Consider the following 21,874-nt stretch of genomic DNA (forward strand, 5'->3'; position numbering starts at 1 on the left):
CTGCGCGCATCCTCACTCGAGCACGTCGCCACATCCGAGGAGACCATGAGCGCCCCGTCGGTCCTGCCTGAATTCGATCCCGCACGCCCGGTCCGCGAGCTCATCGATGCAGCGTTTCCTGAGGCGCGCGTCGAGGAGATCACCCTCCTCGGACCCGACAACCCCTCGGATCACGACCAGACCGAGAAGGCCGCCGGCTACGGCGTACCCCGCCGGATCACGGTGGTGAGGACCGATGGCTCCAGGCAGAAGCTTGTCCTGCACACGTCGACGGCGGACGCGTTCGGCCACGACAGGCGGGCGGATCGCGCGGCGGAGGCGCTGCTCGCCTTCGACACCTTCGGGTCGATCCCGGCGCACGTCGAGGTCGTGGACGTCGGCTCGCTGACGCGCGACGGTCACTTCCTGTCCCTGCGGGATGCGGGCGAGTTCTATCTCCTGACCACGTACGCGGAGGGAGACGTCTACGCCGCGGATCTGCGCCGGATCGCGAAGGAGCGGCGCGCGGGCCCCGAGGATTTCGCGCGCTGCGAGGCGCTCGCCAGGTACCTCATCGCCCTCCACGGCGCGAAGGGCGCGCAGCCGGGCAGCTACCGCCGCGCGGCGCGCGATCTCGTGGGCCACGGTGAAGGCATCTTCGGCATCATCGACGGCTATCCGGACGACGTGCCCGGCGCGCCGCCCGAGCGGCTCCAGGCCATCGAGCGGCGCTGCGTGGCGTGGCGATGGAAGCTCCGCGGCCGGGATCATCGGCTGGCCCGCACGCACGGCGATTTCCACCCGTTCAACATCGTGTTCGACGAGGCGTCGCGCCTCACGCTGCTCGACACGAGCCGCGGGTCCCAGGGCGATCCCGCGGACGACGTCACCTGCCTCGCCATCAATTACGTCTTCTTCGCGCTGGACTCGCCTGGCGCGTGGGAGGGCGGCTTCCGCGCGCTGTGGCAGCGGCTCTGGGAGGTCTACCTCGGCTCGGGCGGCTCCGCGGGGCTGCTCGACGTGGCGGCGCCGTTCCTCGCGTGGCGCGCGCTCGTGCTGGCCAACCCCGGGTGGTACCCCGCGGTCACGGCGCGGGCGAGGGACGCGCTGCTCTCGTTCGTGGAGCGCGCCCTCGACGCCCCGCGCTTCGATCCGGACGACGCCGAGGGGCTCTTCGCGTGAGCGGCGGGGTCGTCTGGATCACGGGGCTCCCGTCGTCGGGTAAATCCACGCTGGCCGCGCGGGCGCACCGGGCGCTGCTCGGCGAGGGGCGGGCGAGCTGCCTCCTCGACGGGGACGAGATGCGCGACGCCCTGGTCCCGCGGCCCGGCTACGACCCGCGCGCTCGCGACGATTTCTACGAGACGCTCGCGCGCCTCGCGGCGCTGCTCGCGCGCCAGGGGCCGATCGTGATCGTCGCGGCGACGGCGCACCGCCGCGCCTACCGGGAGCGCGCCCGCGCGCTCGCGCCGCGGCTCATCGAGGTCTACGTGGACGTCGCGCCGGCGACCTGCAGGGAGCGCGACCCGAAGGGGCTCTACCACGCGGCCGGCGCCGGGGAGGTCGGCGCGCTCCCGGGCGCCGGCGTCGACTACGAAGCGCCGCTCGCGCCGGAGCTCGTCGCGCGCGGCGGCGAGGACGAGGCGGCGCTCGCGGCGCTGATCGAGCGCGCGAGATCCTGGTCCGCCTCGGCGGGGGCGGGGCCGTGATAAACACGGTCACCGTGCCCGCGCAGGAGACGCTCTTCGACGAGATCAAGCGGTACGTCCGCTTCAGCGAGCAGGACGAGCGCTGGCTCGCCGTGCTCCGCGCGCACGCGGAGCCGCACTTCCCCCGCATCGCCGACGAGTTCTACGATCGCATCCGCGAGCACGAGGGCGCGCACGACGTCTTCACCGGCGAGGAGCAGGTGGAGCGGCTCAAGCGATCGCTCGTCCGCTGGATGACGCGCATCTGCACGGGGCCCTACGACGGCGCGTACTTCGACGAGAGCGCGAAGATCGGGCGGATCCACGTCCGGGTGGGCCTCCCCCAGCGGTACATGTTCACGGCGATGACGCTCATCCGGCTCGCGTTCCACGAGATCGCCCAGGGCGCGCTCGGCGCGGAGGTGATCCCGGTCAGGGCGGCGGTGAGCAAGGTGCTCGATCTCGAGCTCGCCATCATGCTCGAGACGTACCGCGACGACTTCCTCGCGCGCGCGCAGCGCGCCGAGCGCCTGGACCGCGAGGAGGTCGGCCGCACGCTCGCGCGCACGGAGCACCGGTACAAGAGCGCGGTCGAGCTGGCCCGCGTCCTCGTCGTGGGCCTCGACGCGCACGCGATCGTGCGGCTCTTCAACCGGGAGGCGGAGCGGATCACGGGGCTCGCGCGCGAGGACGTGCTCGGGGTGCCGTTCGTCGAGGCGCTCCTCCCCGAGGAGATCCGCGCGGATCACGGCGCGCTCGTGGAGGACGTCGCCGCGGGCCGCCGCCCCAGCGTCGATCTGCTGGAGAGCATCGTGCGCACGCGCGCCGGCAAGATCCGCGATCTGCGCTGGCAGCTCGCGTACGCCCCTTCCGCGGCCGACGACGAGGTGGTGCTGTTCGCGATCGGGCAGGACACGACCGACGAGAACGCGCTCGCCGCGCGCGTGCGCCAGAGCGAGAAGCTCGCCGCGGTGGGGACCCTCGCGGCGGGCCTGGCGCACGAGATCAGGAACCCGCTGAACGGCGCGCAGCTCCACGTGACCTTCCTCGAGCGGGGGCTCGCGCGCGCCGGCCTGAAGGACCCGGACACGCTGGAGGCGATCCAGGTCGTCCGCGACGAGATCCGCCGCCTCTCGGCGCTCGTCAGCGAGTTCCTGGACTTCGCCCGGCCGCAGCCGCTGTACCTCCGGCCGACGCCCGTCGTCCCGCTCTGCGAGCGGGCGGCGCGCGTCGCGGCGTCGTCGGACGGCGCCGGCGCGCAGGCCGCGGTGAAGGTCGACTTGCCCTCGACCGACATCGTGCTCGACCTCGATCCGGCGAAGATCGAGCAGGTCCTCTTGAACCTGCTCCGCAACGCGATCGAGGCGGTGGACGCGTCCGGAGGCGGCACGGTCACCCTCCGCGCGCGGCGGCAGCCGCGCCACGCCGTCGTCGAGGTGGAGGACGACGGCCCCGGGATCGCGAGCCCGGACGCGCCGATCTTCGATCCGTTCTTCTCGACGAAGCCGAACGGCACCGGGCTCGGGCTGGCGATCGCTCACCGCATCGTCACCGATCACGAGGGGACCATCGAGTTCCAGAGCCGCCCGGGGAAGACGCTCTTCCGCGTGACGCTCCCGCTGCGCCGCTCCGGCTGACCTCCGCCGCTCTCCTGGCTGGCCGCGCGCGGCGGCGGCCCGAGGGCTGGCACGCAACTTGGTAGAGATCCGGGCGTGGAACCGCGCAGCACCGAACAACCGCTGATCCTGCTCGTGGACGACGACGTGCAGAGCGCTCGCCTCCTCGAGCGCCTGCTCGAAGAGGACGGCTTCCGGGTGGAGCTGGCCACGAACGGCGCGCTCGCCATCGCGCGGCTGTCCCGCCGTCCGATCCCGGACATCCTGGTGACCGATTTCCGGATGCCCCACGCCGATGGAATCGCGGTCGCGCGCTACGCGAGATCGCTCCGGCCGGATCTCCCGCTGTTCTTCTTCACCGGGTATCCCGACCTCGTGGCGCGCCTCGGGCGAGGGCTGGAGCCCGCGGCGGTTGTGCACACGAAGCCGATCGACTACATCGCCCTGAGCGACGAGCTCCGCGCCACCGCGGACGCGGCGCTCGCCGACGCCTCGCGCGCCACGCGGCCGAGCTCCCCCTTCCCTCCCGCGGCCTGAGCAGGGGGCGCGCAGGCCCGGCGAACGGCTTGCGCCCACGTGCAACGGCTGCGGCGCCCGTCGCCTGCCCCGGCGCGGCCCTCCCGCCGGCCCCCTGCCGCCGCCGAACGAGTGTCGCAGCGCCTCGCGGACACGGTATGTTCGGAAGGAACGATATGAACGCTGAGAAGAGGCAGAGCTCGAGGGTGCTCGTCGTGGACGACGAGGCGAGCGCGCGCTCGGGGCTGGAGAAGCTGCTGCGCCAGGAGGGTTATACCGTCGACGCGGCGGCGGACGGCGTCGAGGCGATCGAGGTCGCGGCGGAGCGGCCGCCGGACGTCGTCATCACCGATCTGAAGATGCCGAGGATGGATGGGGTGACGCTGCTCGGGAAGCTGCGCGAGCAGGATCCGGCGCTGCCGGTGATCGTCGTCACCGCGTTCGGGGACGTGACCTCGGCGGTGCTGGCGATGCGCGCGGGGGCCGAGGATTACCTGACGAAGCCGGTCGACTTCGACGCGCTCCTCCTCACGCTGGAGCGCGCCCTCGAGCGGAGCGCGCTCCGGGTCGAGGCGGAGAACCTCCGCCGGCAGCTGCGAGAGCGCCAGGGCGAGGGCGTGGAGGGGCTCATCGGGACGAGCCCGGCGATGCAGAGGGTCTACCGGATGGCCCGGCAGGTGGCGGGCGCGCGGGCGACGGTGCTCATCACCGGCGAGAGCGGCACGGGCAAGGGCGAGCTCGCGCGCGCGATCCACGCGAAGGGCTCGCGCGCCAAAGGGCCCTTCGTGACCCTGCACTGCGCGGCGCTCGCGGAGTCCCTGCTCGAGAGCGAGCTGTTCGGCCACGAGCGCGGCGCGTTCACGGGCGCCGACAAGCGCCGCATCGGGCGGTTCGAGCAGGCGCACGGCGGGACGCTCTTCCTCGACGAGGTCGGCGAGATCGCCCCCTCGACGCAGGTGAAGCTGCTCCGCGTCCTCCAGGAGAGGACGTTCGAGCGCGTCGGCGGGAACGACTCCGTGACCGTCGACGTGCGGCTCATCGCGGCCACGAACCGCGATCTCGCGGCGGCGGTGCAGGAGGGCCACTTCCGGGAGGACCTCTACTACCGGCTCAACGTCGTCCACATCGACATGCCGCCGCTGCGCATCCGCGACACCGACGTGCTGCTCCTGGCGAATCACTTCCTGCGCCGGTTCGCGGCGGAGAACCACCGCAAGATCGAGGGGTTCACCGACGAGGCCCGGGCGAAGCTCATCGCGCACCGGTGGCCGGGGAACGTGCGGGAGCTCGAGAACGCGATCGAGCGGGCGGTCGTCCTGTGCGACGACGCGCGCATCGACGCGGAGCACCTCCCCATCGACGCGGCGCCGGTCGCCAAGGGGGCCCTGCGGATCCCGGGCGCCACCATGGCGGAGATAGAGCGCTATGCCATCCTGTCGACGCTCGAGGCGACGAACGGCTCGACGACGCGCGCGGCCGAGCTCCTGGACATCAGCATACGCACCATCCAGTACCGCCTGCACGAATATGGCCTGACGGCGAAGTCCAAGCGCCCGCCGGCGGCGTAGTAGTCTCCGCCCACCTCTGCACCATGCAGAGCAGAGCGGCGGTCTCCCGCACAGGAGACGGGCCCAGATCGGCGTTTTCGGCGCGCAAGCGCACTCCGGTGCGCTGAGCACCGAAAACGCCGAGGTGGGCCCGTATCCGAAGCGGCTCAGACCACGTCGTGCATCCAGCCGTGGCGATCGGGGGCGAGGCCGTGCTGGATGTCGAGCAGCGCCTCGCGGAAGCGCGCCGCCACGGGGCCCGTCTCGTTGTTGTGGATGGAGAAGGTCCCCTCGCGGGACTTCACGGCGCCGATGGGCGTGATGACCGCGGCCGTCCCGCACGCGAACGCCTCGGTCATGCGGCCCTCGCGCACCGCCGCGCGCCACTCGTCGAAGGTGACCCTGCGCTCCTCCGCGGCATACCCGAAATCCCGGGCGAGCTGGATGATGCTGTCGCGGGTGATGCCCGGCAGGAGCGTGCCTGTCAGCTCGGGGGTCACGATCACGGGGCGCCCCCGCTCCTCGTAGACGAAGAAGATGTTCATTCCCCCCATCTCCTCGACGACGCTGCGCTGGACGGCGTCGAGCCAGACCACCTGCGCGCAGCCCTCGGCCGCGGCGTTCATCTGCGCGAGCAGGCTCGCGGCGTAGTTGCCCGCGAACTTGGCCGCGCCCGTGCCGCCCGGCGCCGCGCGGACGAAATCCTCCGAGATCCAGACCGTCACCGGCTTGACGCCCTGAGGGAAATACGCGGCCGCAGGCGACGCGATCACCAGGAAATCGTAGTCGCGCGACGCCCTCACCCCGAGCGCCACCTCGGTGGCGAACATCAACGGTCGGATATACAGGCTCTCACCCACGGGCGAGGGGACCCATGCGCGATCCTGGCGGATCAGGGCGTCGACCGCGCCGACGAACAGATCAACCGGCATCTCCGGCATCGCCAGCCGGCGGGCAGAGCTATTGAAGCGGCGCGCGTTCGACTCCGGCCGGAACGTCTTGATGCGGCCGTCCGGCTGCCGATAGGCCTTGAAGCCCTCGAAGATCGCCTGACCGTAATGCAGCACCATCGCCGCAGGATCGAGCGTGATCGGCGCGTACGGCCGGATCTGCCCCCGGAGCCAGCCCCTGTCCGCCGCGTACGGGATCACGACCATGTGCTCCGTGAACACGCGCCCGAAGCCAGGGTTCTGCATGCGCTGCGCGCGCTCCGCGTCGCCGAGGGGATGCGGCGTGGCTAGGATCTCGAGATCAACCTTCGTGGCAGGCGCGCTTTCGGTGCTCATCGTGCTCGACTTCCGCGGCGGACAGCGGTCGACCCGGCTCGGGTGGGCCGACGCGCGTCATCGTCGCGCGGCATTTTTCGAAAGAATCCTGACGGGATGCAAGCACTTTCTCGCGAGAAAGCACCGCGGCGACGTGGATAAGCGGGCGCGCAAGCGAGCGCGAGCGGGCGGCGCGTCACGACCGCAAAAAGGGATTTCTGTCGCGCTCCTCGCCGATCGTCGTGGAGGGGCCGTGTCCGGTAACGACCCGGGTCGACGGATCGAGCGTGAGCAGCTTGCCCCGGATGGATGAGACGATCGCCTGCGAGTCGCCACCCCACAGATCGGTCCGGCCGATGCTGCGCCGGAACAGGGTGTCCCCCGTGAACGCGACGGCGCCCGTCTCCGCGAGCACCAGGAACGAGACGCTGCCCGGCGTGTGCCCCGGCGTGTGGAGCACGTGCAGATCGAGCCCGCCCGCCTTCACGACCGCGCCGTCGTTCAGGTCGCCGTCGACCTCGCACCGCTCCGGCAAGCCAATGCCGAGCATCGCCGCCTGGACGGGGAGCATGTCGTAGAGGAAGCGGTCGGCCTCGTGAATGCGGGCCGCGGCGCCGGACCAGCGCTGGAGTGGCGCCGTGGCGCCCACGTGATCGATATGGGTGTGCGTGTGCACGATGGCCGCGACCTTCGCCCCGGCCTGCTCGACGCGCGCGCGGATCTTGTCGAAATCGCCCCCGGGGTCGATGACCACGGCGCCCTTGCTCACGGGGTCGACGAGGATCGAGCAGTTGCACCCCAGCGGACCGACGGAGAACGTCTCGAGCAGCACAGGGCGAGCTTGTAGCACGCGGAGCCCCGACCTCCACGCGCGACATCGTCGGCGATGCGGCGCCGCGAGCTCCGATCGAGCACCGCCCGGAGCGCGCGGCGCTGCGGCGCCGCGGCGCTGAAGGACGCGCGGAGACGTCGGCTCCTCGCGGACCTCGGGTGCTCGATCCCGCGCGCGCTTGCCGCCCGCGACCGCTACTTCGGGGCGCTCACGAGGGTGCCGTTCGTTCCGAGTCCGTTGGTCCAGTAGACGCGGGTCGCGTCGAGGGCGATGCCGTAGGGCGACGGCTCGCCGGCCGCCACGGCCCCGATGATGCCGTTCGGCAGCATCCTCATGACGTTCGGTGAGGTGGGGTCCGTCCAGTAAACGCCCGTCGCGTCGGCGGCGATGCCCCTCGGGTTCCCCAGGCCGCTCGCGATCACCGTCGGCTCTCCGCCGGTCTTGGCCACCCGCATCACGTTGCCGGTCCTGCTTGTCGTCCAGTAGACGTGCGTCGCATCGACGGCGATCTCGCGCACCTCGCCTTGATCGGCCGCCAGCGTGGTGAACGGGCCTTCGCCCGTGGAGCCCTTGGGCGCGGACATCACCATGCCGCGCTCGTCGCGCACGGTCCAGTAGACGTGCGTCGCGTCGACCGCGAGGGCGTGCGTCGTCCCGCCCCCGTCCGAGATGACGGTGAACGGCCCGTTGCCGCTCGAGTCCTTCCGCGCGCGGACCACGGAGCCGCCGTCCTCGCGGTTGGTCCAGTAGACGAACTCCTCGTCGATCGCGATGCCGAACGGATCGGGCTGCCCTGCGGCGATCGCGACCGGCGCCTCCTGGCCGCCGACCCGCGCCCTCATCACCTGACCGTCGCTCTCGCCGGCCACGCCCTGGTTGGCCCAGAAGACGTGGGTGGCGTCGGCCTTGATATCGGCCGGCTGGACCTGCGCGGTGGCGATGTTGATCGCGACGGCTTCGCCCTGCGTCCACTGCCTGACCACGCCCTGCTCCCCGTTGGTCCAGAACACGACGCCGTTGGCGACGGCGAGGTACAGCGGATCCCGCTGGCCCGAGATGTGGATCGAGGTGCGGATGCACGTGCCGTCCCGGCAGGTGCCATCGCAGTCGACGGGGCAAGTGCCGCAATGGAGGGCGTCGTTCGTCACGTTGACCTCACAGCTGTTCTCGGCATCCGCGTCGCAATCGACGTAAACGTCCCCGCAGACCGGCGGCTCGTCGATGATGGGCCCCACGCCCCCGCTCCCGCCGCTCCCCGCGGTCGCTCCGCCCACGCCCGGCTCGCCCCCGGTGCCCTGGCCGCCCACGCCCGCCGCGCCTCCCGTGCCCGGCGCGCCGCCCTCGCCTCCTCCCGCAGAAGCCGTGGTCCCCGGACCGGACCCGCCGGTGACGAAGAGGTTCGACGCCTCAGGCGTGGAGCAAGCTGCTACGGCGAGTCCGGAAACGAGCCCGAGGAGAACGGTGCGACGCATTGTGCTGTGCATGGAAACCTCCACCCATACAGGCTACACGAGCCTGTCGAAAAAACGCATCTGTGAACTTGATGTGTTTTCAACCCTAATTCGTCCGCGCACGACCGGGCACGCCTCGTGCGGATCCGGAGGCGGATGACGCCGATGCGGCGGGCGAGGGCGCTCGTGGCAGGACAGCAGGCTCGACCCCGGCGCGCACGGGTGTGCGGGCGCGCTGGCTCGGCCGCCCCGCGCGGGCGCGCGCGGCAGGAGCTCCGGCAATGTCGCTGGATCTACCGACAAGTGGTCGCGCTCCGCCGGCGACGGGCGAGCGCCGCCCAGCGCGCAACGGGCTCTCGCCACGTCGGGGCCGCGGCCGCGACTCCGCACCTCGCGCGGCCGGCGCTCCCGTCGCGCGGCCGTGAGGCACAGGCGATGAGGGGTCTCCGCACGCCCCGGCCGGAGACACGATGAGGCAGCGCCATCAGCGCAGGAGACGGAGCAGCCCGGCGACTCACGATCACGGCGGAGCGGTGGAATCTCGAGAGAGCGCGCGCGGCCGCGGCGGTGGGCGCGATCTCCCGAAGGCCGCTCGGGAGGCCTGGCTCACGCGCGCTTCGTGAGCTCCAGCCTCGGCGCCGCCCGCCCGCTCCCTCACGAGCGCCTCGCCCCCGCGCCCAACCGGGAAGATGGCGCTGGGCGCGCAGGGGCGCTACCCTCCGGACGCCGCGTGTGTGAACGTACGATGTCATCCAGGGTGGATCCGCTGTTCCGCCGCGTGGCGCGCGGTGACGGGGGAGCGCGCGGCGCGGCTGTGCGAGCCCTGCGCTGCGGCCTCGTCGACGACGCCGCGCGCGAGGCTCGGCCTGGAGGCGCGAGCGCATGAGCGGGTCCGTGTTCATCGCGGGAGGCCAGGCGAGCTCCGCGGCGCGAGAGCGCGCGATGACGTTCGTCGGGCGCACGCTCGTGCACCGCTATCGCCTCGAGGAGCTCGTCGCGATGGGCGGCATCGCCGCCGTCTTCAGGGCAAAGAAGCTCGCGACCGGGGAGGACGTGGCCGTCAAGGTGCTCCACCCGGACGCCGAGGAGCTGCCGGAGCTCATCGAGCGCTTCGAGCGCGAGGCGCTCGCCGGTCGCCACATCTTCCACCCCAACGTCGCGGCGGTCTACGAGATCAACCAGCTCGACGACGGCGCGTGGTTCATGGTGATGGAGTTCATCCGCGGCATCACGCTGCGGAAGCTCATCGACCAGGGCCCCGTCCCGCCGCTGCGCGCGGCGAACATCGCGCGCCAGCTCGCGAGCGCGCTCAACGCGGCGCACGACTTCGGGATCGTGCACAGGGACGTGAAGCCGCTCAACGTCATGGTCCTCGACGGGCCGGAGGAGCGCGTCCTGCTCATCGACTTCGGCCTCGCCAAGGTGCCGATCGAGCAGTTTTCCATCACCGACGACGGCTCGCGCCGCTCGCTGACGAACGCCGGCGTGCTGCTCGGCACGGTGGCGTACATGGCGCCCGAGGCGGCGCTCGGCATGCGCTCCGTCGACCGGCGGGCCGACCTCTACGCGCTCGGGGTCATCCTCTACGAGATGCTCGCGGGCAAGCACCCCTTCACGGCGGTCGAGCCGTCGGCGCTGTTCGCGCAGCACCGCTCGGCCGTGCCGCCGCCGATCGCCGAGCGCTCCCCCGGCGTCGTCGTCCCGCCCGCGCTGGAGGCGGTCGTGATGCGCCTGCTCGCCAAGGACCCGGACGACCGCTTCCCCCACGCGCGCGCCGTGCTCGTGGCGCTCGACGCCGCCGTCCAGAAGATGAGCGCGCCCGACAGCGGCATCGCCATCGCCGCCCCGTCCAGCCTCCGGGCCGCGGCCAGCTTCATCGAGCGGCGGACGTCGCGGGCCGTGATCGCCGGCGCGGGCGTCGCGTTCTTCGCGATCGGGAGCGTGATCGCCTGGCTGCTCGCGTCGCGCTGAGCGCGCGCGGCGTCATCGCGCGCGCCCGGCATCGTCGCGCTCAGCGGCGCCCGGCCGGCTCGCAGGTTCCCACGGGGAGCCCCGCGAACGCGGTGTGATCGACGCACCGCTCGCCGCCCGGGCACGGCGCGCCGCGCTCACCGCGCGGATCGCAGAGCGCTCTGCAGGTGTTCGAGGGGTCGCACACGCTCCCGGGCGCGCACGTAAACGACGCGTCGCACGGCTGCCCGTCCGAGCCCGCGCCCGCGTACCAGCACGACGTCGAGCCGTTGCCCCAGAACACGCAGGCAGCGCCGTTGTCGCAATCTTGCGCGAAGAGATCGCAGCCGTCGCCGCCGATGCAGGCCCCCCTTGTGAACGAGCCGCTGTCGAGGAAACACGCGCTCCCCGGCGCGCAGTCCGAGGCGGCGCTGCAGGTCGCGGCGCAGACCTGGGCCGGGTTGCACGACTGCGCGGGCGCGCACTCCGACGCGGCGAGGCACGTCTCGCCGGGGCCGGCGCCCGTCCTGGGCTCCCGCGCGAGGCCCGTCTTGCGCGGCAACGCGAGCGCCTCGCGATCGAGGAGGACGCCCGACTTGTAGACGCGCGACACGCGCTCGAGCGCGCGGACGTCGGCGAGCGGATCGCCGTCGACCACGAGCACGTCCGCGAGCGCCCCTCGCTCGAGGCGCCCGAGATCGGGCCGCCCGAGCACGTCCGCTGCGCGGCGCGTGGCGGCGGCGAGCGCCTCGAGGGGCGGCATCCCCACCTCGACGAGGAGCGCGACCTCCCGGCGCAGGCTCAGCCCGTGAAAGACGCCCGGATTGCCGGCGTCGGAGCCGGCGGCGATGGTGACCCCGGCCTGGTAGCAGGTCACGAGGTTCGCGATCGCATGGTCGCGCCGCCGCTTCACGAGCTCCAGGAACTGCGCCGTCCTGAGCTCCGCGAGCAAGGAGGGATCGCGCAGGGCAGCGATCACGCCGGCCGGCACGTCGTCGGTGAGGGCGGGGTCGTCGAGCTCGGTGAGCGCTCCGTGGGCCGTGCGGTACAAGCCATCCTCCACCGCGAGCGTGGGGACGACAACGGCCCCGGCAGCGGCCATCCTCCGCGCGAGCTCTGGCGAGATCCGGTCCTCGTCCGGGATGTGCGCGAAGAGCGTCACGCCGCTGTCGAGCGCGGCCTCGATGTCGGCTGCCTCCGTCGCGTGGGCGATGACCCGGACGTCCGCGGCCGCCGCGGCCTCCTGGATGGCCACCACGGACGGGCGCGTCAGGCGCGGGAGCTGCTCCGATCCTCCCCCCTCGAGCACGATCTTGATGAAATCGGGGGCCCTCGGGAGGAGCGCCTCGAAGGCCCCGTCGACGTCGGCGGGAGAGTCGATGAAGACGCAGAAATCGCCGGGCGGGCTGCCGTTACGACACGGGTGCCCTCCCGTCGGCGTGAGCAGCGGCCCGGCGGCGAAGAGCTGCGGCGCGAGGATGTCGCCGGCGTTGATGCGCGATCGCTGCTCGAAGATGACCTGCTGGGATGAGCCGAGATCGAGGTACGAGGTGACGCCCGCCCGGAGCATCGCCTTCGTGTGATCCTCGAGGTGGAGGTCGCCGTCGTGGTAAGCATAGGGCCCAGCGACGCTCAGCGAGTGGACGTGGAGATCGATGAGCCCGGGGAGGACCGTCTTCCCGGTGATGTCCACGACCTCGCCACCCCCGGCATCGAGGTCGCGGTGCTCGACATCACCGAAGACGACCTGCTTCACCCTGTCGCCCTCGATCACCACCGTTGCCCTGGCCGCGCGCGAGCCGTCGAACACCGTGCCGCCCTTCAGCACGGTGCAACCCGCACACCCCACCTCGGTCGCGCTGAACGTCGAGGGGCTCTCCGTGACGCCGCATCCTGCGAGCCACGTTGACGCGGCAAGGACACACAAAGCGAGACGACTCATCGCCAATCCGAGCGAAGTACGACGCATGACACTCCGTTATTGATGGGCGCCTGCAGCACCCGAGAATCGGCGGACCGGGTACCGGAGACATCGCGAAAAAGCAATCGAATGAGGCGACGCGCACAGGACCGTGCACGCGCGCCCGCAGCGTGCCGTGTTATCCAGGATTGTTCGCCTCGAGCAGAGTGACGCGTTCGAGACGCTTCGTCCCCGACGTTCCATTTCGGCTCTCCGGCCCGAGCGGGTGGCCGCGCGAGGTCACAGGCGAGCTTGACAAAATGGCCTATCCCGGAAGCGCACCCGCTCGAGCACACGGCAGGAGCGCAGGAATGTACTCTCGATGGTGTTCCCGCCTTATCGGCTCCTCCGGCGGCGTTCACGGCCACCCGGGATAGCCGCCCTCCGTGGGACGGACGAGAGAATGGAGCCCGCGGACAGCCCCTTTGGCGGCCGTCTCTCTCGCTGTTCGCGGCTCGGGTCTCCCTGGATGACAGGGAGTCAATTCAAGCTTCCGTCATCCCGCGACGAGCCATCATATTGACGAAGACCCTTTGCGCACCTCACTTACTCGTGGGAGGCTCTGCGATGAGTGATTCAAACAACAGGGATAGTGATCCGAAGGTTCTGGATCTGACGGTGAACGAGCTCCGCAACGCCATCGACGATTTGTCGGGCAAGCTGGAGGATTTGGAAGCAACGAATGCAACAAGCCGCAATTGCAGCGGCTGTAGCTGTAGCTGTAGCTGTAGCTGTAGCTGTAGCTGTAGCTGTAGCTGTAGCTGTAGCTGTAGCTGTAGCTGTAGCTGTAGCTGTAGCTGTAGCTGTAGCTGTAGTTGCCGGTGCGGCGGCGGATGCCGGTGCGGCGGCGGATGCCGGTGCGGCGGCGGATGCCGGTGCGGCGGCGGATGCCGGTGCGGCGGCAGGTGTAGCTAGCCCGGAGGCCGGCGAGGCGGCGCGATAGAGCTCCGGAGGAAGACGAGGAGCGCGAGAGATCGAGAAGGGCACCTTCCCGTCTTCCCGGACTCGCCACGAGGGTCTTCTGTCCTTTGCTTGTCGGGGCACCATTCCCCGAGCACCGAATTGGACCTCTTTACCGAAGGTACAGGGCGGCGCCGGTCGAGGCGGCGCCGCGCTGCCCTTTCCTGGAGATCTCGCGTGGCCATTCAACTGCCCAGCTCAGCGACCACCGCTCCCTCGCTCGAGGGGACCGCCCCGCCTGCGCCGACGGAAGCGCACGAGAAGCTCGCGCGATCGCGAGTCCTCGTGATCGGGCTCGAACCGTGGGGCGCCGTCGCGGCGATCGAGCTCGCGTCTCTGGGCGTCGGCGCGCTCCACGTCCTCGACGACAGGGAGGTCACGGCGGACGATCTCGGCCCCTTCGCCGAGGCGGATCTCGGAAAGGATCGCGCGCGCTCGCTCTCCCTCGCGCTGGCGCGGATCGCCCCCGGCTGCGCGGTCACGCCCGGGACGCTGCTCGCCGCCGCCGATCGCCCGATCGTCCAGGAGGACACCGGCTGGGACCTGATCCTCGCCTGCGTCTCGGGCGATGATCTCCTCGTCCTTCAGGGCGTCGCCCGCTTCGCTCACGCGGCCTCGGTCCTGTCGCTCAGCGCGCACCTCGAGGGGCTCGACGCGGTGATCGGCCCGGCTGTCGTGCCGGGCGAGACCGCGTGCTGGAACTGCTGCCGTCTCCGGAGGCTCGCGACCAGCGCTCAGCCAGAGGCGGATCACGCGCTGCAGGCGTCGCTCCTCGCCGTGCGCCCTGGGCGCCGCGCGCGCACCTACCTCGCGCCGATGCCGGTGTTCCTGGGTCACGCCGTCGCGCTCGCGGCCCTCGATCTGCTCGTGAACCGAGCCGCGTCGCGGCTCGCGGGCCATTTCATGGTCCAGAACCTGGTCGACCCGGAGGTGTCGCTCCACGCCGTCCTGCAAATGCCCTGGTGTCCGGTCTGCGGCGGCGCCGCCGCGGCCCGGAGCTCGGGGAGCGCGGCCCGGGGCCCGCGCGCGCGCCTCAACGACGCGGGCGACCCCGCGGCGCTCCGGCGGATGCTCGCCGGCATCGTCGACGCGCGGGCGGGCATCGTCCAGCGCCTCATGCTGGACGCGACGAGCCCGGCGCTCTCCCCCGAGGCGCCCATCACGGCCACGGCGATCCTCAGCAACACCACCAACGGCTCACCGCACGCTCACCGCTCGCATGAACCGCAGGTCGGCACCGGAAAGGGCATCACGGCCGTCGAGGCCCTGATCAGGGCGACCGGCGAGGCGGTCGAGCGCTACTCTGCCGGGATCTTCAACCGAAAGGAGCTCCTTCGCTCCTCGGTCGCCGGGATGAAAGACGACTTCATCGCTCCGGAGCAGCTCTGTCTCTACAGCGAGGAGCAGTACGCTGAGCCCGGGTTCCCCTTCGCGCCGGTCGATCCGACCGCGCCCATCGACTGGGCCCTCGGACGCTGGATGGACACCCGTGCGCCCGTGTACGTGCCGGCGCTCCCGACCTACTACGACTACTGCACAGGGCACGACGCCCACTTCTGCCAGGTGACCTCGAACGGGCTCGCCGCCGGCGCGACGCTCGAGAGCGCGTCGATGGCGGCCGCGCTCGAGCTCATCGAGCGCGACACGTTCATGATCTCGTGGCTCGCTCGCCGGCCGGCGCGGCGTGTCTTGCCCGACGACTCGGTCGACCCCGAGGTGCACGAGATCGCCCGCCAGCTCGAGGAGCGCGGCGCCCGGATCGAGCTGTATCTCCTCGACGCGGGCGTCGCGGTCCCCGTTGTGATGTGCGTGGGTTACGGCGACGGCAAGCGCTGGCCCGGCGCGGTGGTCTCGCTCTCCGCCCACCTGAACCCCCTCACCGCGATCAGGAAAGCCATCCTGGAGCAGGGCCAGATAGGCAATTACATCTTCCGCCTCATGACGGGCGAGAAGGTCGCCATCCCCGAGCGGCCGGAGGACGTGCGCACGCTCGAGGATCACGCGGTCTACTACCTGCCTCCGAGCCGCGCCGCATCCTTCGCCTTCCTCCGCGACGGAGGCACGGTGACCGCCGCCGAGCTCGAGGAGCCCGAGGAGATCTCGCCGTCCGAGCTCACCCGGCGCGTGAAGGCCGCGGGGCTGCGCATCGCGATCGTGGACGTGACGTCGCCCGACCTCGCGGCGACCCCCTTCCGCGTCGCCCGGGCCCTCGGGCCCGATTTCCAGCAGATCCATTTCGGCCATGAGCTCGCGCGGCTCGGCAACCCGCGTCTCCGCTCGATGGCCCCCCACGGCATCAACCCTGACCCCCACCCGATGGCCTGAGAGAGGACACCATGGCAAGGAGCAAAGAGGCGGATGTCGCGCGGCTCTATCACCTCCAGTCGTTCCACGTGAGGTCGCGGCCGCTGGAGCCGCCGTTCGATCGGGATCTCCACCCGCTGCGCTTCCGCACCTACGCAGGCGCGACGCGCACGCCGCTGCCCGGACGCGATTTCGCGATCGACGCCCCGCTCGGCGCGGTGCTGGAGCGGCGGCGGTCGCACCGCGAGTTCGCCCTCAGGCCCATGCCCGTGGAGACGCTCGGGCGGCTCCTTCACGCGAGCTACGGTGTCCGCGGCACGCGAAAGATCGACGAGGAGTGGAGCTGCGATCGCCCCGCGCCCTCGGCCGGCGGCCGGTACCCGCTCGAGATCTACGTGGCGACGCAGGCCGTCGAGGGGATCCCGGACGGCGTGTACCACTACGACGCACGCGCGCACGAGCTCGAGCTCCGCCGGGAAGGCCTCGCGCACGCCGCGCTCGCGGATCTGACCCTGGGCCAGGACATGATCATGAACACCAATGTCGTGGTCATCATCACGGCGGTCCCGTTCCGCACGATGTGTAAATACGGCCAGCGCGGATATCGCTTCCTGTGGCTGGACGCAGGGCACCTCGGCCAGAACCTCTATCTCGTGGCGACGGCGATGGACCTCGGCCCGGTGGCGATCGGCGGATTTTACGACGAGGAGCTCAAAGGCTTCCTGGCGCTCCCGGCCGAGGAGGACACCATGTACGTCGTCTGCGTCGGTCAGCCCGCGCCGGCCGAGGGCCGGAACGGGCCTTAGCGTGCCTGAACCAGAAGCGTCGGAGAGCACCATGCCCAGCATTCGACTCAGCCGCTCGGCCAGCATCACGCCCACCGACGTGGGCGTCATCCTCCGCTCCGATCTCGGCACCTTCCAGCTCACCGGCCTGGACGTGAGCGCGTTCGTCGAGCGGATGGTGCCGCTGCTCGACGGATCGCGCGACCGGGAGGCGCTCGTCGAGGCGCTCGCGGACTACTCGCGGCACAGCGTGACGGCGTTCCTCGACCTGCTCGAGGCGCGCGGGCTGGTCGAGCCGGTGCCCGAGCAGGCGCCGTCCGCCGACGGCGAGCGCCTCCACGGGCAGCGCGCGTTCCTCCGCAAGTGGTCCTCTGCCCCGGAGCAGGCGGCGCAGCGGATCGCGAACGCGCGCGTGCTCGTGGTGGGCCTCGAGCCCTGGGGGGCCTCGGCCGCCCTGGCGCTCGCGGGGGCGGGCATCTCGGCGCTCCGCCTGATCGACGGCAGCGCCGTCGGCCCGCGCGACGTCTCGGTGGTCCGGGCGCGCGGCGAGGCGGCGCTCGGCGCGCCCCGCCGCGGCGCCGTGGCCGCGCTGATCCGCGAGCACGCGCCGCTCTGCCGGGTGGACGAGAGCTCCTCCGGCGCGCTGGAGGGGAGCGACCTCCTCTCGCCGGAGGAGCGCCCTCACCTCCTCGTCGCGGCGGTGCGCGGCGACGACGCGGAGCTCCTGGAGCGCGTCGCGCGGTTCGGCCATCGCGCGCGGATCGCCTCGCTCTTCTCGCACCTCGCGGGGACGACGGCCGTCCTCGGCCCCCTCGTGTTCCCGGGGAAGACGGCGTGCCGGGTCTGCGCGACGGCCGAGGCGCTCAACCCCTCGCCCGCGGCGCGCTCCCTGGCCGAGCCCGCGCCGCACGCCGGCACGATGGGGCAGCTGCTCGGCCATCTCGTGGCGATGGAGGCCCTCAAGGTGCTCTCGGCATACACGCCTTCGAGGCTCGGGGGCCGGTTCCTGATCCAGGACCTCGCGAGGCTCGAGACATCGCACCATACGCTGGTGAGGCTGCCCTGGTGCAAGGTATGCGGCGAGGGATGACGCGGGGGCGGAGGTGCTCCAGCCTGCGGCCGTGAAGAGGGCTCCCCTCCCAGCCGCCTCCCGATGTGCGCGAAGAGCGTCACGCCCGCGCCAAGCGCCGCCTCGATGTCAGCGGTCTGCGCGGTGTGAGCGATGACGCGGATGGACGCGGACTCGGCGGCGTCCTTGATGGCGGCCATGGATGCGCTCGTCAGGTGCGGGAGCGACCTCGATCTCCCCGACTCGAGGACGATCTTGATGACGTCAGGGGCCCTCGGGAGGAGCTCCTCCATGGCGTCGCCGACATCGGCGGGAGCGTCGATGAAGACGCAGAAATCGCCGGACGGGCTGCCGTGATAGCAGCGCGGCGGATGCGCCCGCGCAGCGTGCCGGGTTATCCAGGGTTGTTCGCCTCAATCAGGGTGAAGCAAACGAGGCTTTTCGCGCGGACGTCCTCGTGGCTCTCAGGATCGCGCGGGACGCCGCTCCAGGTCGCAGGTGAGCGTGACAAAGGCGCCGATCCAGGCGCGGCGGGCCCTGCACGACGGCCCGGCGATCTCGCGCCTCCTGCGCCGGGGAGCATATTAGATCTTCCGTTGCTCGATCATGATCCATCGAGTTGACGAAGATGCCACACGCACCCACTTACTCATGGGAGGCTCTGCCATGAGTGATTCGAGCAACGCGAATAATCCGCCGAAGGATCTGGATGTGTCGATAAGCGAAATTCGCAGCGCCATCGATGATTTATCGAGCAGGCTGGAGGCACTGGAAGCATCGAATCCAGCCGCCGTCAGCTCTAGCTGCAGCGGGTGCGGCGGCGGGTGCGGCGGCGGGTGCGGCGGCGGGTGCGGCGGCGGGTGTCGCTGCGGCGGCGGGTGTCGCTGCGGCGGCGGGTGCGGCGGCGGGTGTCGCTGCGGCGGCGGATGCCGGTGCGGCGGCGGATGCCGGTGCGGCGGCGGATGCCGGTGCAGCTGATCTTGCCCTGCAGCGGGTGAGTCGAGCGAGGGTCCCTCCGGGGAGGCGGGAAGAACCGGGCTTTCGAGGCCACGCCTGCCGCCACGGTACACCTCGATACCGCGCTGCGCGCTCGCACGGCGAGCGCCCGCGAGGGGCCCCTCGCCGCGCATCGCTCTTCTCGAAGGGAGCATCGAACCCATGTCCGAAGACACCGCGCTGAGATAGAGACGCCGCGGCCGCGGGCCTCGGTCCCGTGGCACCCATCCGCCGCCGGCGACGGGCGCGCTCGACGCCGCGCTTCGGCTGCTCTAGCCTGCGGCCGTGAAGAGGGTTCGCCTCGAAGCCATTACCTCGTGGGTGCCCGCCGACGCGGCCCACGGCGAGTCCGTCCTCTGCCACGCGGTCGTCGCCAGAGTGCGGCAGTGATGTCATGATCGGTCGAACCCTCGACGACCGCTACACGATGCTCCGGCTGCTCGGCCAGGGCGGGATGGGCGCCGTCTACGAGGCCCGGCACGCGGGCACCGGCCGCCGCGTCGCGGTGAAGGTCATCCTCGGCCAGGCCGCGGACGACGAGCTCGTCCGCCGCTTCCAGCGCGAGGCGCGCGCGGTCGGCGCGGTCGAGTCGGAGCACATCGCGCAGGTGTTCGACACCGGGCGCGACCGCGAGACCGGCGCGCCGTACATCGCGATGGAGTTCCTCGAGGGCGAGGACGTGCAGGCCCTCATCGAGCGGCTCGGCCCGCTCCCGGTCGATCTCGCGCTCCGCATCGGGCTGCAGGCGTGCCTGGGGCTCGAGCGCGCGCACGAGGCCGGCATCGTCCACCGCGACATCAAGCCGGCCAACCTGTTCCTCGCGAAAAAGCAGGGCGGCCAGCGCGTGATCAAGGTGCTCGACTTCGGCGTCGCCAAGGTGACGGACAACAGCCTCGGCAACGGCGGGATGACGAAGAGCGGCGCGCTCCTCGGCTCTCCCCTCTACATGTCGCCCGAGCAGGCGCGCGGCAACGGCGCCATCGACGCGCGCTCGGACGTCTGGTCGCTCGGCGTCAGCCTGTACCACGCCCTCTCGGGCCATCGGCCCAACGAGCACCTGACCGGCCTCGGAGAGCTCGTCCTGGCCATCTGCACGACCCCGGTGCGCTGGCTCCAGGAGATCGCGCCCTGGGTGCCGCCGGAGGTCGCCCGCGTTGTGCACCGGGCGCTTGTGATCGATCCGTCGGGCCGCACCGCGAGCGCCGGCGAGCTCGCGGCGGCGCTGCGCGCGTTCCTGCCCGGCGGCGAGGCGATCGTCGAGGCGATGCTCGTGCCGCTCGACGCCGCCACGCGCGCGTCGCGCGCGTCGTTCGGCGCCATCTCGGCCCCCCTGCACGCCTCGAGCGCGCCGTTCGGCGCTGCGCTGACCCCGCCGCGCGGGTCGGCCGCGCCCTTCGAGGCCGCGGGGCGCCCGTCGGGCGGGCAATCCGGACCGTATGCGCTGTCGGCCACGGCGCCCGCCACGAGCGTGCGGCTGTCGAACCGCCCCGAGCGTCCGGCGTCGCGCCCACCCGTCGCCCTGATCGCCGGCGGCGTGCTGGCCGCCGCGCTCGCGGGCGGGGCGGGCGTCTACCTGGCGGTGCGCAGCGCGCCGCCGGCCGCGCCCGCGCCCTCGGCCGAGCCGGCGCCGCCTGCGCGCGCCGAGGCCGAGCCGCCTCCGTCCGCCGGCGCCGAGGCCAGGCCGACGCCGTCCGCCAGCGCCGAGCCGCCGCGCGCCGACACGCCCGCGGATCCGCCGGCCGCGGCCTCGTCGATGCCCGCGGCGCTGCCCTCCGCTGCGACGACCGCCCGCGCCGCCGCGTCGGCGCCGGCGAGCGGCGTCGCTCGACCGCCCGCGCCGAGGCCGTCCGCGCCCAGGCCGCCCCAAAGGCCTCCGAGGAATGACGATGACGAGACATCGAGGAAATAGCCGCCGCGTCGCGTGGTGTGTCGCCGCGCTCCTGTCGCTCTCCGCGGGTGTCGCCCGCGCGGAACCGTCCGCGGATCAGGCGGCCGCGGCCGAGGCGCTCTTCCGCGAGGGGCGCGATCTCGTCGCGCAGGGCAAGCTCGCCGAGGCGTGCCCCAAGTTCGCGGCGAGCCAGCGGCTGGACCCGGGCTATGGCACCCAGTGGAACCTGGCGGACTGCCTCGAGCGGCTCGGCCGCAGCGCGAGCGCCTGGGCGGCGTTCCGCGAGGCGGCGGACATGGCGAGCCGGGCCGGCCAGGCGGACCGCGAGGCGAAGGCGACCCGCCGCGCGGCCGATCTGGAGAAGAAACTCGAGCGCCTCGCGATCACGGTGGCCACGCCGGCGGACGGCCTCGTCGTGAGGCGCAACGGCGCGGTCCTCGACGCCGGCGCGTGGGGCGCGCCGCTCCCGGTCGATCCGGGCAAGCACCGCGTCGAGGCGACCGCGCCCGGCAAGAGGCCGTTCTCGGTCGAGGCGCAGACCGCCGGCCCCGGCCAGGTCGTCACCGTGGAGGTCCCGCCGCTCGAGGACGACCCCGCGGCGACCACGGCGACCCTGCCGCCCGGCGGGCAGCCCGGGCCGCTCGCCGCGCCGCTCCAGCCGGCCGCGGGCGGCGACGGGGACGGCGGCGCGGACACCCGCCGCACCCTCGCCTTCGTGGCAGGCGGCGTCGGCGTCGCCGGCGTCGTGACCGGCTCGATCTTCGGGCTCCTCGCCAGCTCGCGCTGGAACGAGGCGCAGGACGATCACTGCCGGACCGAGACGCTCTGCGACGCCCGCGGCGTGGCGCTTGTCGAGGACGCCAAGAGCGCCGCGAAGCTGTCCACCGCCGGCTTCATCGTCGGCGGGGTCGGGCTCGCGGCCGGCGTCGCGCTGTTCGTGACGTCGCTCGGCGACACGGAGCCCGCGGCGGCGCGGATCGTTGTCGCGCCTGCCGTCGGCACGACCGGCGGCGGGCTGGCGATCCACGGCCGCTTCTGACGCCCGGCAGCGCCCAGCGCCACGGCGGC

General features: G+C 72.2%; 16 protein-coding genes. 12 read left to right on the plus strand and 4 right to left on the minus strand.

Annotated features, from left to right (window positions below; genetic code table 11):
• The first annotated feature begins 45 nt into the window (after window positions 1-45).
• From WMF46_RS32055 to WMF46_RS32075, 5 genes are all read left to right on the plus strand, one after another.
• Window positions 46-1,161, plus strand: coding sequence for a phosphotransferase (locus WMF46_RS32055; protein WP_437980678.1), 1,116 nt, complete (start codon window positions 46-48; stop codon window positions 1,159-1,161).
• On the plus strand, window positions 1,158-1,688 hold the full coding sequence (locus tag WMF46_RS32060) for an adenylyl-sulfate kinase (protein WP_437980679.1): 531 nt from the start codon (window positions 1,158-1,160) through the stop codon (window positions 1,686-1,688). The genes WMF46_RS32055 and WMF46_RS32060 overlap by 4 nt, the downstream gene beginning before the upstream one ends.
• On the plus strand, window positions 1,685-3,304 hold the full coding sequence (locus WMF46_RS32065; protein ID WP_437980680.1) for a protoglobin domain-containing protein: 1,620 nt from the start codon (window positions 1,685-1,687) through the stop codon (window positions 3,302-3,304). Before WMF46_RS32060 ends, WMF46_RS32065 begins: the two co-directional genes overlap by 4 nt.
• A 75-nt stretch (window positions 3,305-3,379) precedes the next feature.
• Window positions 3,380-3,820 carry a response regulator gene (locus WMF46_RS32070; RefSeq protein WP_437973663.1) on the plus strand — a complete coding sequence of 147 codons (441 nt, stop codon included), beginning with the start codon at window positions 3,380-3,382 and terminating at the stop codon, window positions 3,818-3,820.
• A gap of 155 nt (window positions 3,821-3,975) precedes the next feature.
• Complete coding sequence (locus WMF46_RS32075; protein ID WP_437980681.1) at window positions 3,976-5,367, plus strand: sigma-54-dependent transcriptional regulator; 1,392 nt, start codon at window positions 3,976-3,978, stop codon at window positions 5,365-5,367.
• Between the two features lie 146 nt (window positions 5,368-5,513).
• Here the strand turns inward: WMF46_RS32075 and WMF46_RS32080 are convergent, their stop codons facing one another.
• The 3 genes from WMF46_RS32080 to WMF46_RS32090 all read right to left on the minus strand — a co-directional run bounded on the left by WMF46_RS32080 (window position 5,514) and on the right by WMF46_RS32090 (window position 8,927).
• Window positions 5,514-6,632, minus strand: coding sequence for a branched-chain amino acid aminotransferase (locus tag WMF46_RS32080; protein WP_437980682.1), 1,119 nt, complete (start codon window positions 6,630-6,632; stop codon window positions 5,514-5,516).
• Between the two features lie 175 nt (window positions 6,633-6,807).
• Window positions 6,808-7,461: an MBL fold metallo-hydrolase gene (locus WMF46_RS32085; RefSeq protein ID WP_437980683.1), complete on the minus strand. Its 654-nt coding sequence runs from the start codon at window positions 7,459-7,461 to the stop codon at window positions 6,808-6,810.
• Between the two features lie 176 nt (window positions 7,462-7,637).
• Entirely contained in the window at window positions 7,638-8,927 is a 1,290-nt protein-coding gene (locus WMF46_RS32090; RefSeq protein WP_437980684.1) for a hypothetical protein, read from the minus strand.
• 849 nt (window positions 8,928-9,776) lie between these two features.
• On the opposite strand from WMF46_RS32090, the gene WMF46_RS32095 reads away from it, so the two are divergent.
• Complete coding sequence (locus tag WMF46_RS32095; protein WP_437980685.1) at window positions 9,777-10,865, plus strand: serine/threonine-protein kinase; 1,089 nt, start codon at window positions 9,777-9,779, stop codon at window positions 10,863-10,865.
• 40 nt (window positions 10,866-10,905) lie between these two features.
• On the opposite strand, the gene WMF46_RS32100 is transcribed toward WMF46_RS32095, so the two are convergent.
• Window positions 10,906-12,786, minus strand: a complete 1,881-nt coding sequence (locus tag WMF46_RS32100) for an amidohydrolase family protein (protein ID WP_437980686.1) — start codon at window positions 12,784-12,786, stop codon at window positions 10,906-10,908.
• Window positions 12,787-13,941: 1,155 nt separating this feature from the next.
• Between WMF46_RS32100 and WMF46_RS32105 the strand changes: the two genes are divergently transcribed.
• The 6 genes from WMF46_RS32105 to WMF46_RS32130 all read left to right on the plus strand — a co-directional run bounded on the left by WMF46_RS32105 (window position 13,942) and on the right by WMF46_RS32130 (window position 21,845).
• A complete protein-coding gene (locus WMF46_RS32105; protein WP_437980687.1) occupies window positions 13,942-16,089 on the plus strand; it encodes a TOMM precursor leader peptide-binding protein in 2,148 nt (715 codons plus the stop codon).
• Between the two features lie 11 nt (window positions 16,090-16,100).
• Window positions 16,101-16,874: a SagB/ThcOx family dehydrogenase gene (locus WMF46_RS32110; protein ID WP_437980688.1), complete on the plus strand. Its 774-nt coding sequence runs from the start codon at window positions 16,101-16,103 to the stop codon at window positions 16,872-16,874.
• Window positions 16,875-16,905: 31 nt separating this feature from the next.
• Window positions 16,906-17,943, plus strand: a complete 1,038-nt coding sequence (locus WMF46_RS32115) for a TOMM precursor leader peptide-binding protein (RefSeq protein WP_437980689.1) — start codon at window positions 16,906-16,908, stop codon at window positions 17,941-17,943.
• Window positions 17,944-18,075: 132 nt separating this feature from the next.
• Window positions 18,076-18,279, plus strand: a complete 204-nt coding sequence (locus WMF46_RS32120) for a hypothetical protein (RefSeq protein WP_437980690.1) — start codon at window positions 18,076-18,078, stop codon at window positions 18,277-18,279.
• Between the two features lie 1,033 nt (window positions 18,280-19,312).
• Window positions 19,313-20,827: a protein kinase domain-containing protein gene (locus tag WMF46_RS32125; RefSeq protein ID WP_437980691.1), complete on the plus strand. Its 1,515-nt coding sequence runs from the start codon at window positions 19,313-19,315 to the stop codon at window positions 20,825-20,827.
• Complete coding sequence (locus WMF46_RS32130) at window positions 20,805-21,845, plus strand: hypothetical protein (protein ID WP_437980692.1); 1,041 nt, start codon at window positions 20,805-20,807, stop codon at window positions 21,843-21,845. Before WMF46_RS32125 ends, WMF46_RS32130 begins: the two co-directional genes overlap by 23 nt.
• The last annotated feature ends 29 nt before the right edge of the window (window positions 21,846-21,874 follow it).

The sequence above is a fragment of the Sorangium sp. So ce117 genome (genome assembly GCF_051524395.1).
GTDB classification, from domain to species: Bacteria; Myxococcota_A; Polyangia; order Polyangiales; family Polyangiaceae; genus Sorangium; species Sorangium cellulosum_B.

Bases quoted from the DNA above. Each gene is read 5' to 3' on its own strand.
- WMF46_RS32055 (WP_437980678.1), top strand. From the start codon at position 46: ATGAGCGCCCCGTCGGTCCTGCCTGAATTCGATCCCGCACGCCCGGTC.
- WMF46_RS32075 (WP_437980681.1), top strand. From the start codon at position 3,976: ATGAACGCTGAGAAGAGGCAGAGCTCGAGGGTGCTCGTCGTGGACGAC.
- WMF46_RS32080 (WP_437980682.1), bottom strand. From the start codon at position 6,632: ATGAGCACCGAAAGCGCGCCTGCCACGAAGGTTGATCTCGAGATCCTA.
- WMF46_RS32090 (WP_437980684.1), bottom strand. From the start codon at position 8,927: ATGCACAGCACAATGCGTCGCACCGTTCTCCTCGGGCTCGTTTCCGGA.
- WMF46_RS32095 (WP_437980685.1), top strand. From the start codon at position 9,777: ATGAGCGGGTCCGTGTTCATCGCGGGAGGCCAGGCGAGCTCCGCGGCG.
- WMF46_RS32100 (WP_437980686.1), bottom strand. From the start codon at position 12,786: ATGAGTCGTCTCGCTTTGTGTGTCCTTGCCGCGTCAACGTGGCTCGCA.
- WMF46_RS32110 (WP_437980688.1), top strand. From the start codon at position 16,101: ATGGCAAGGAGCAAAGAGGCGGATGTCGCGCGGCTCTATCACCTCCAG.
- WMF46_RS32115 (WP_437980689.1), top strand. From the start codon at position 16,906: ATGCCCAGCATTCGACTCAGCCGCTCGGCCAGCATCACGCCCACCGAC.
- WMF46_RS32120 (WP_437980690.1), top strand. From the start codon at position 18,076: ATGACGCGGATGGACGCGGACTCGGCGGCGTCCTTGATGGCGGCCATG.
- WMF46_RS32125 (WP_437980691.1), top strand. From the start codon at position 19,313: ATGATCGGTCGAACCCTCGACGACCGCTACACGATGCTCCGGCTGCTC.
- WMF46_RS32130 (WP_437980692.1), top strand. From the start codon at position 20,805: ATGACGAGACATCGAGGAAATAGCCGCCGCGTCGCGTGGTGTGTCGCC.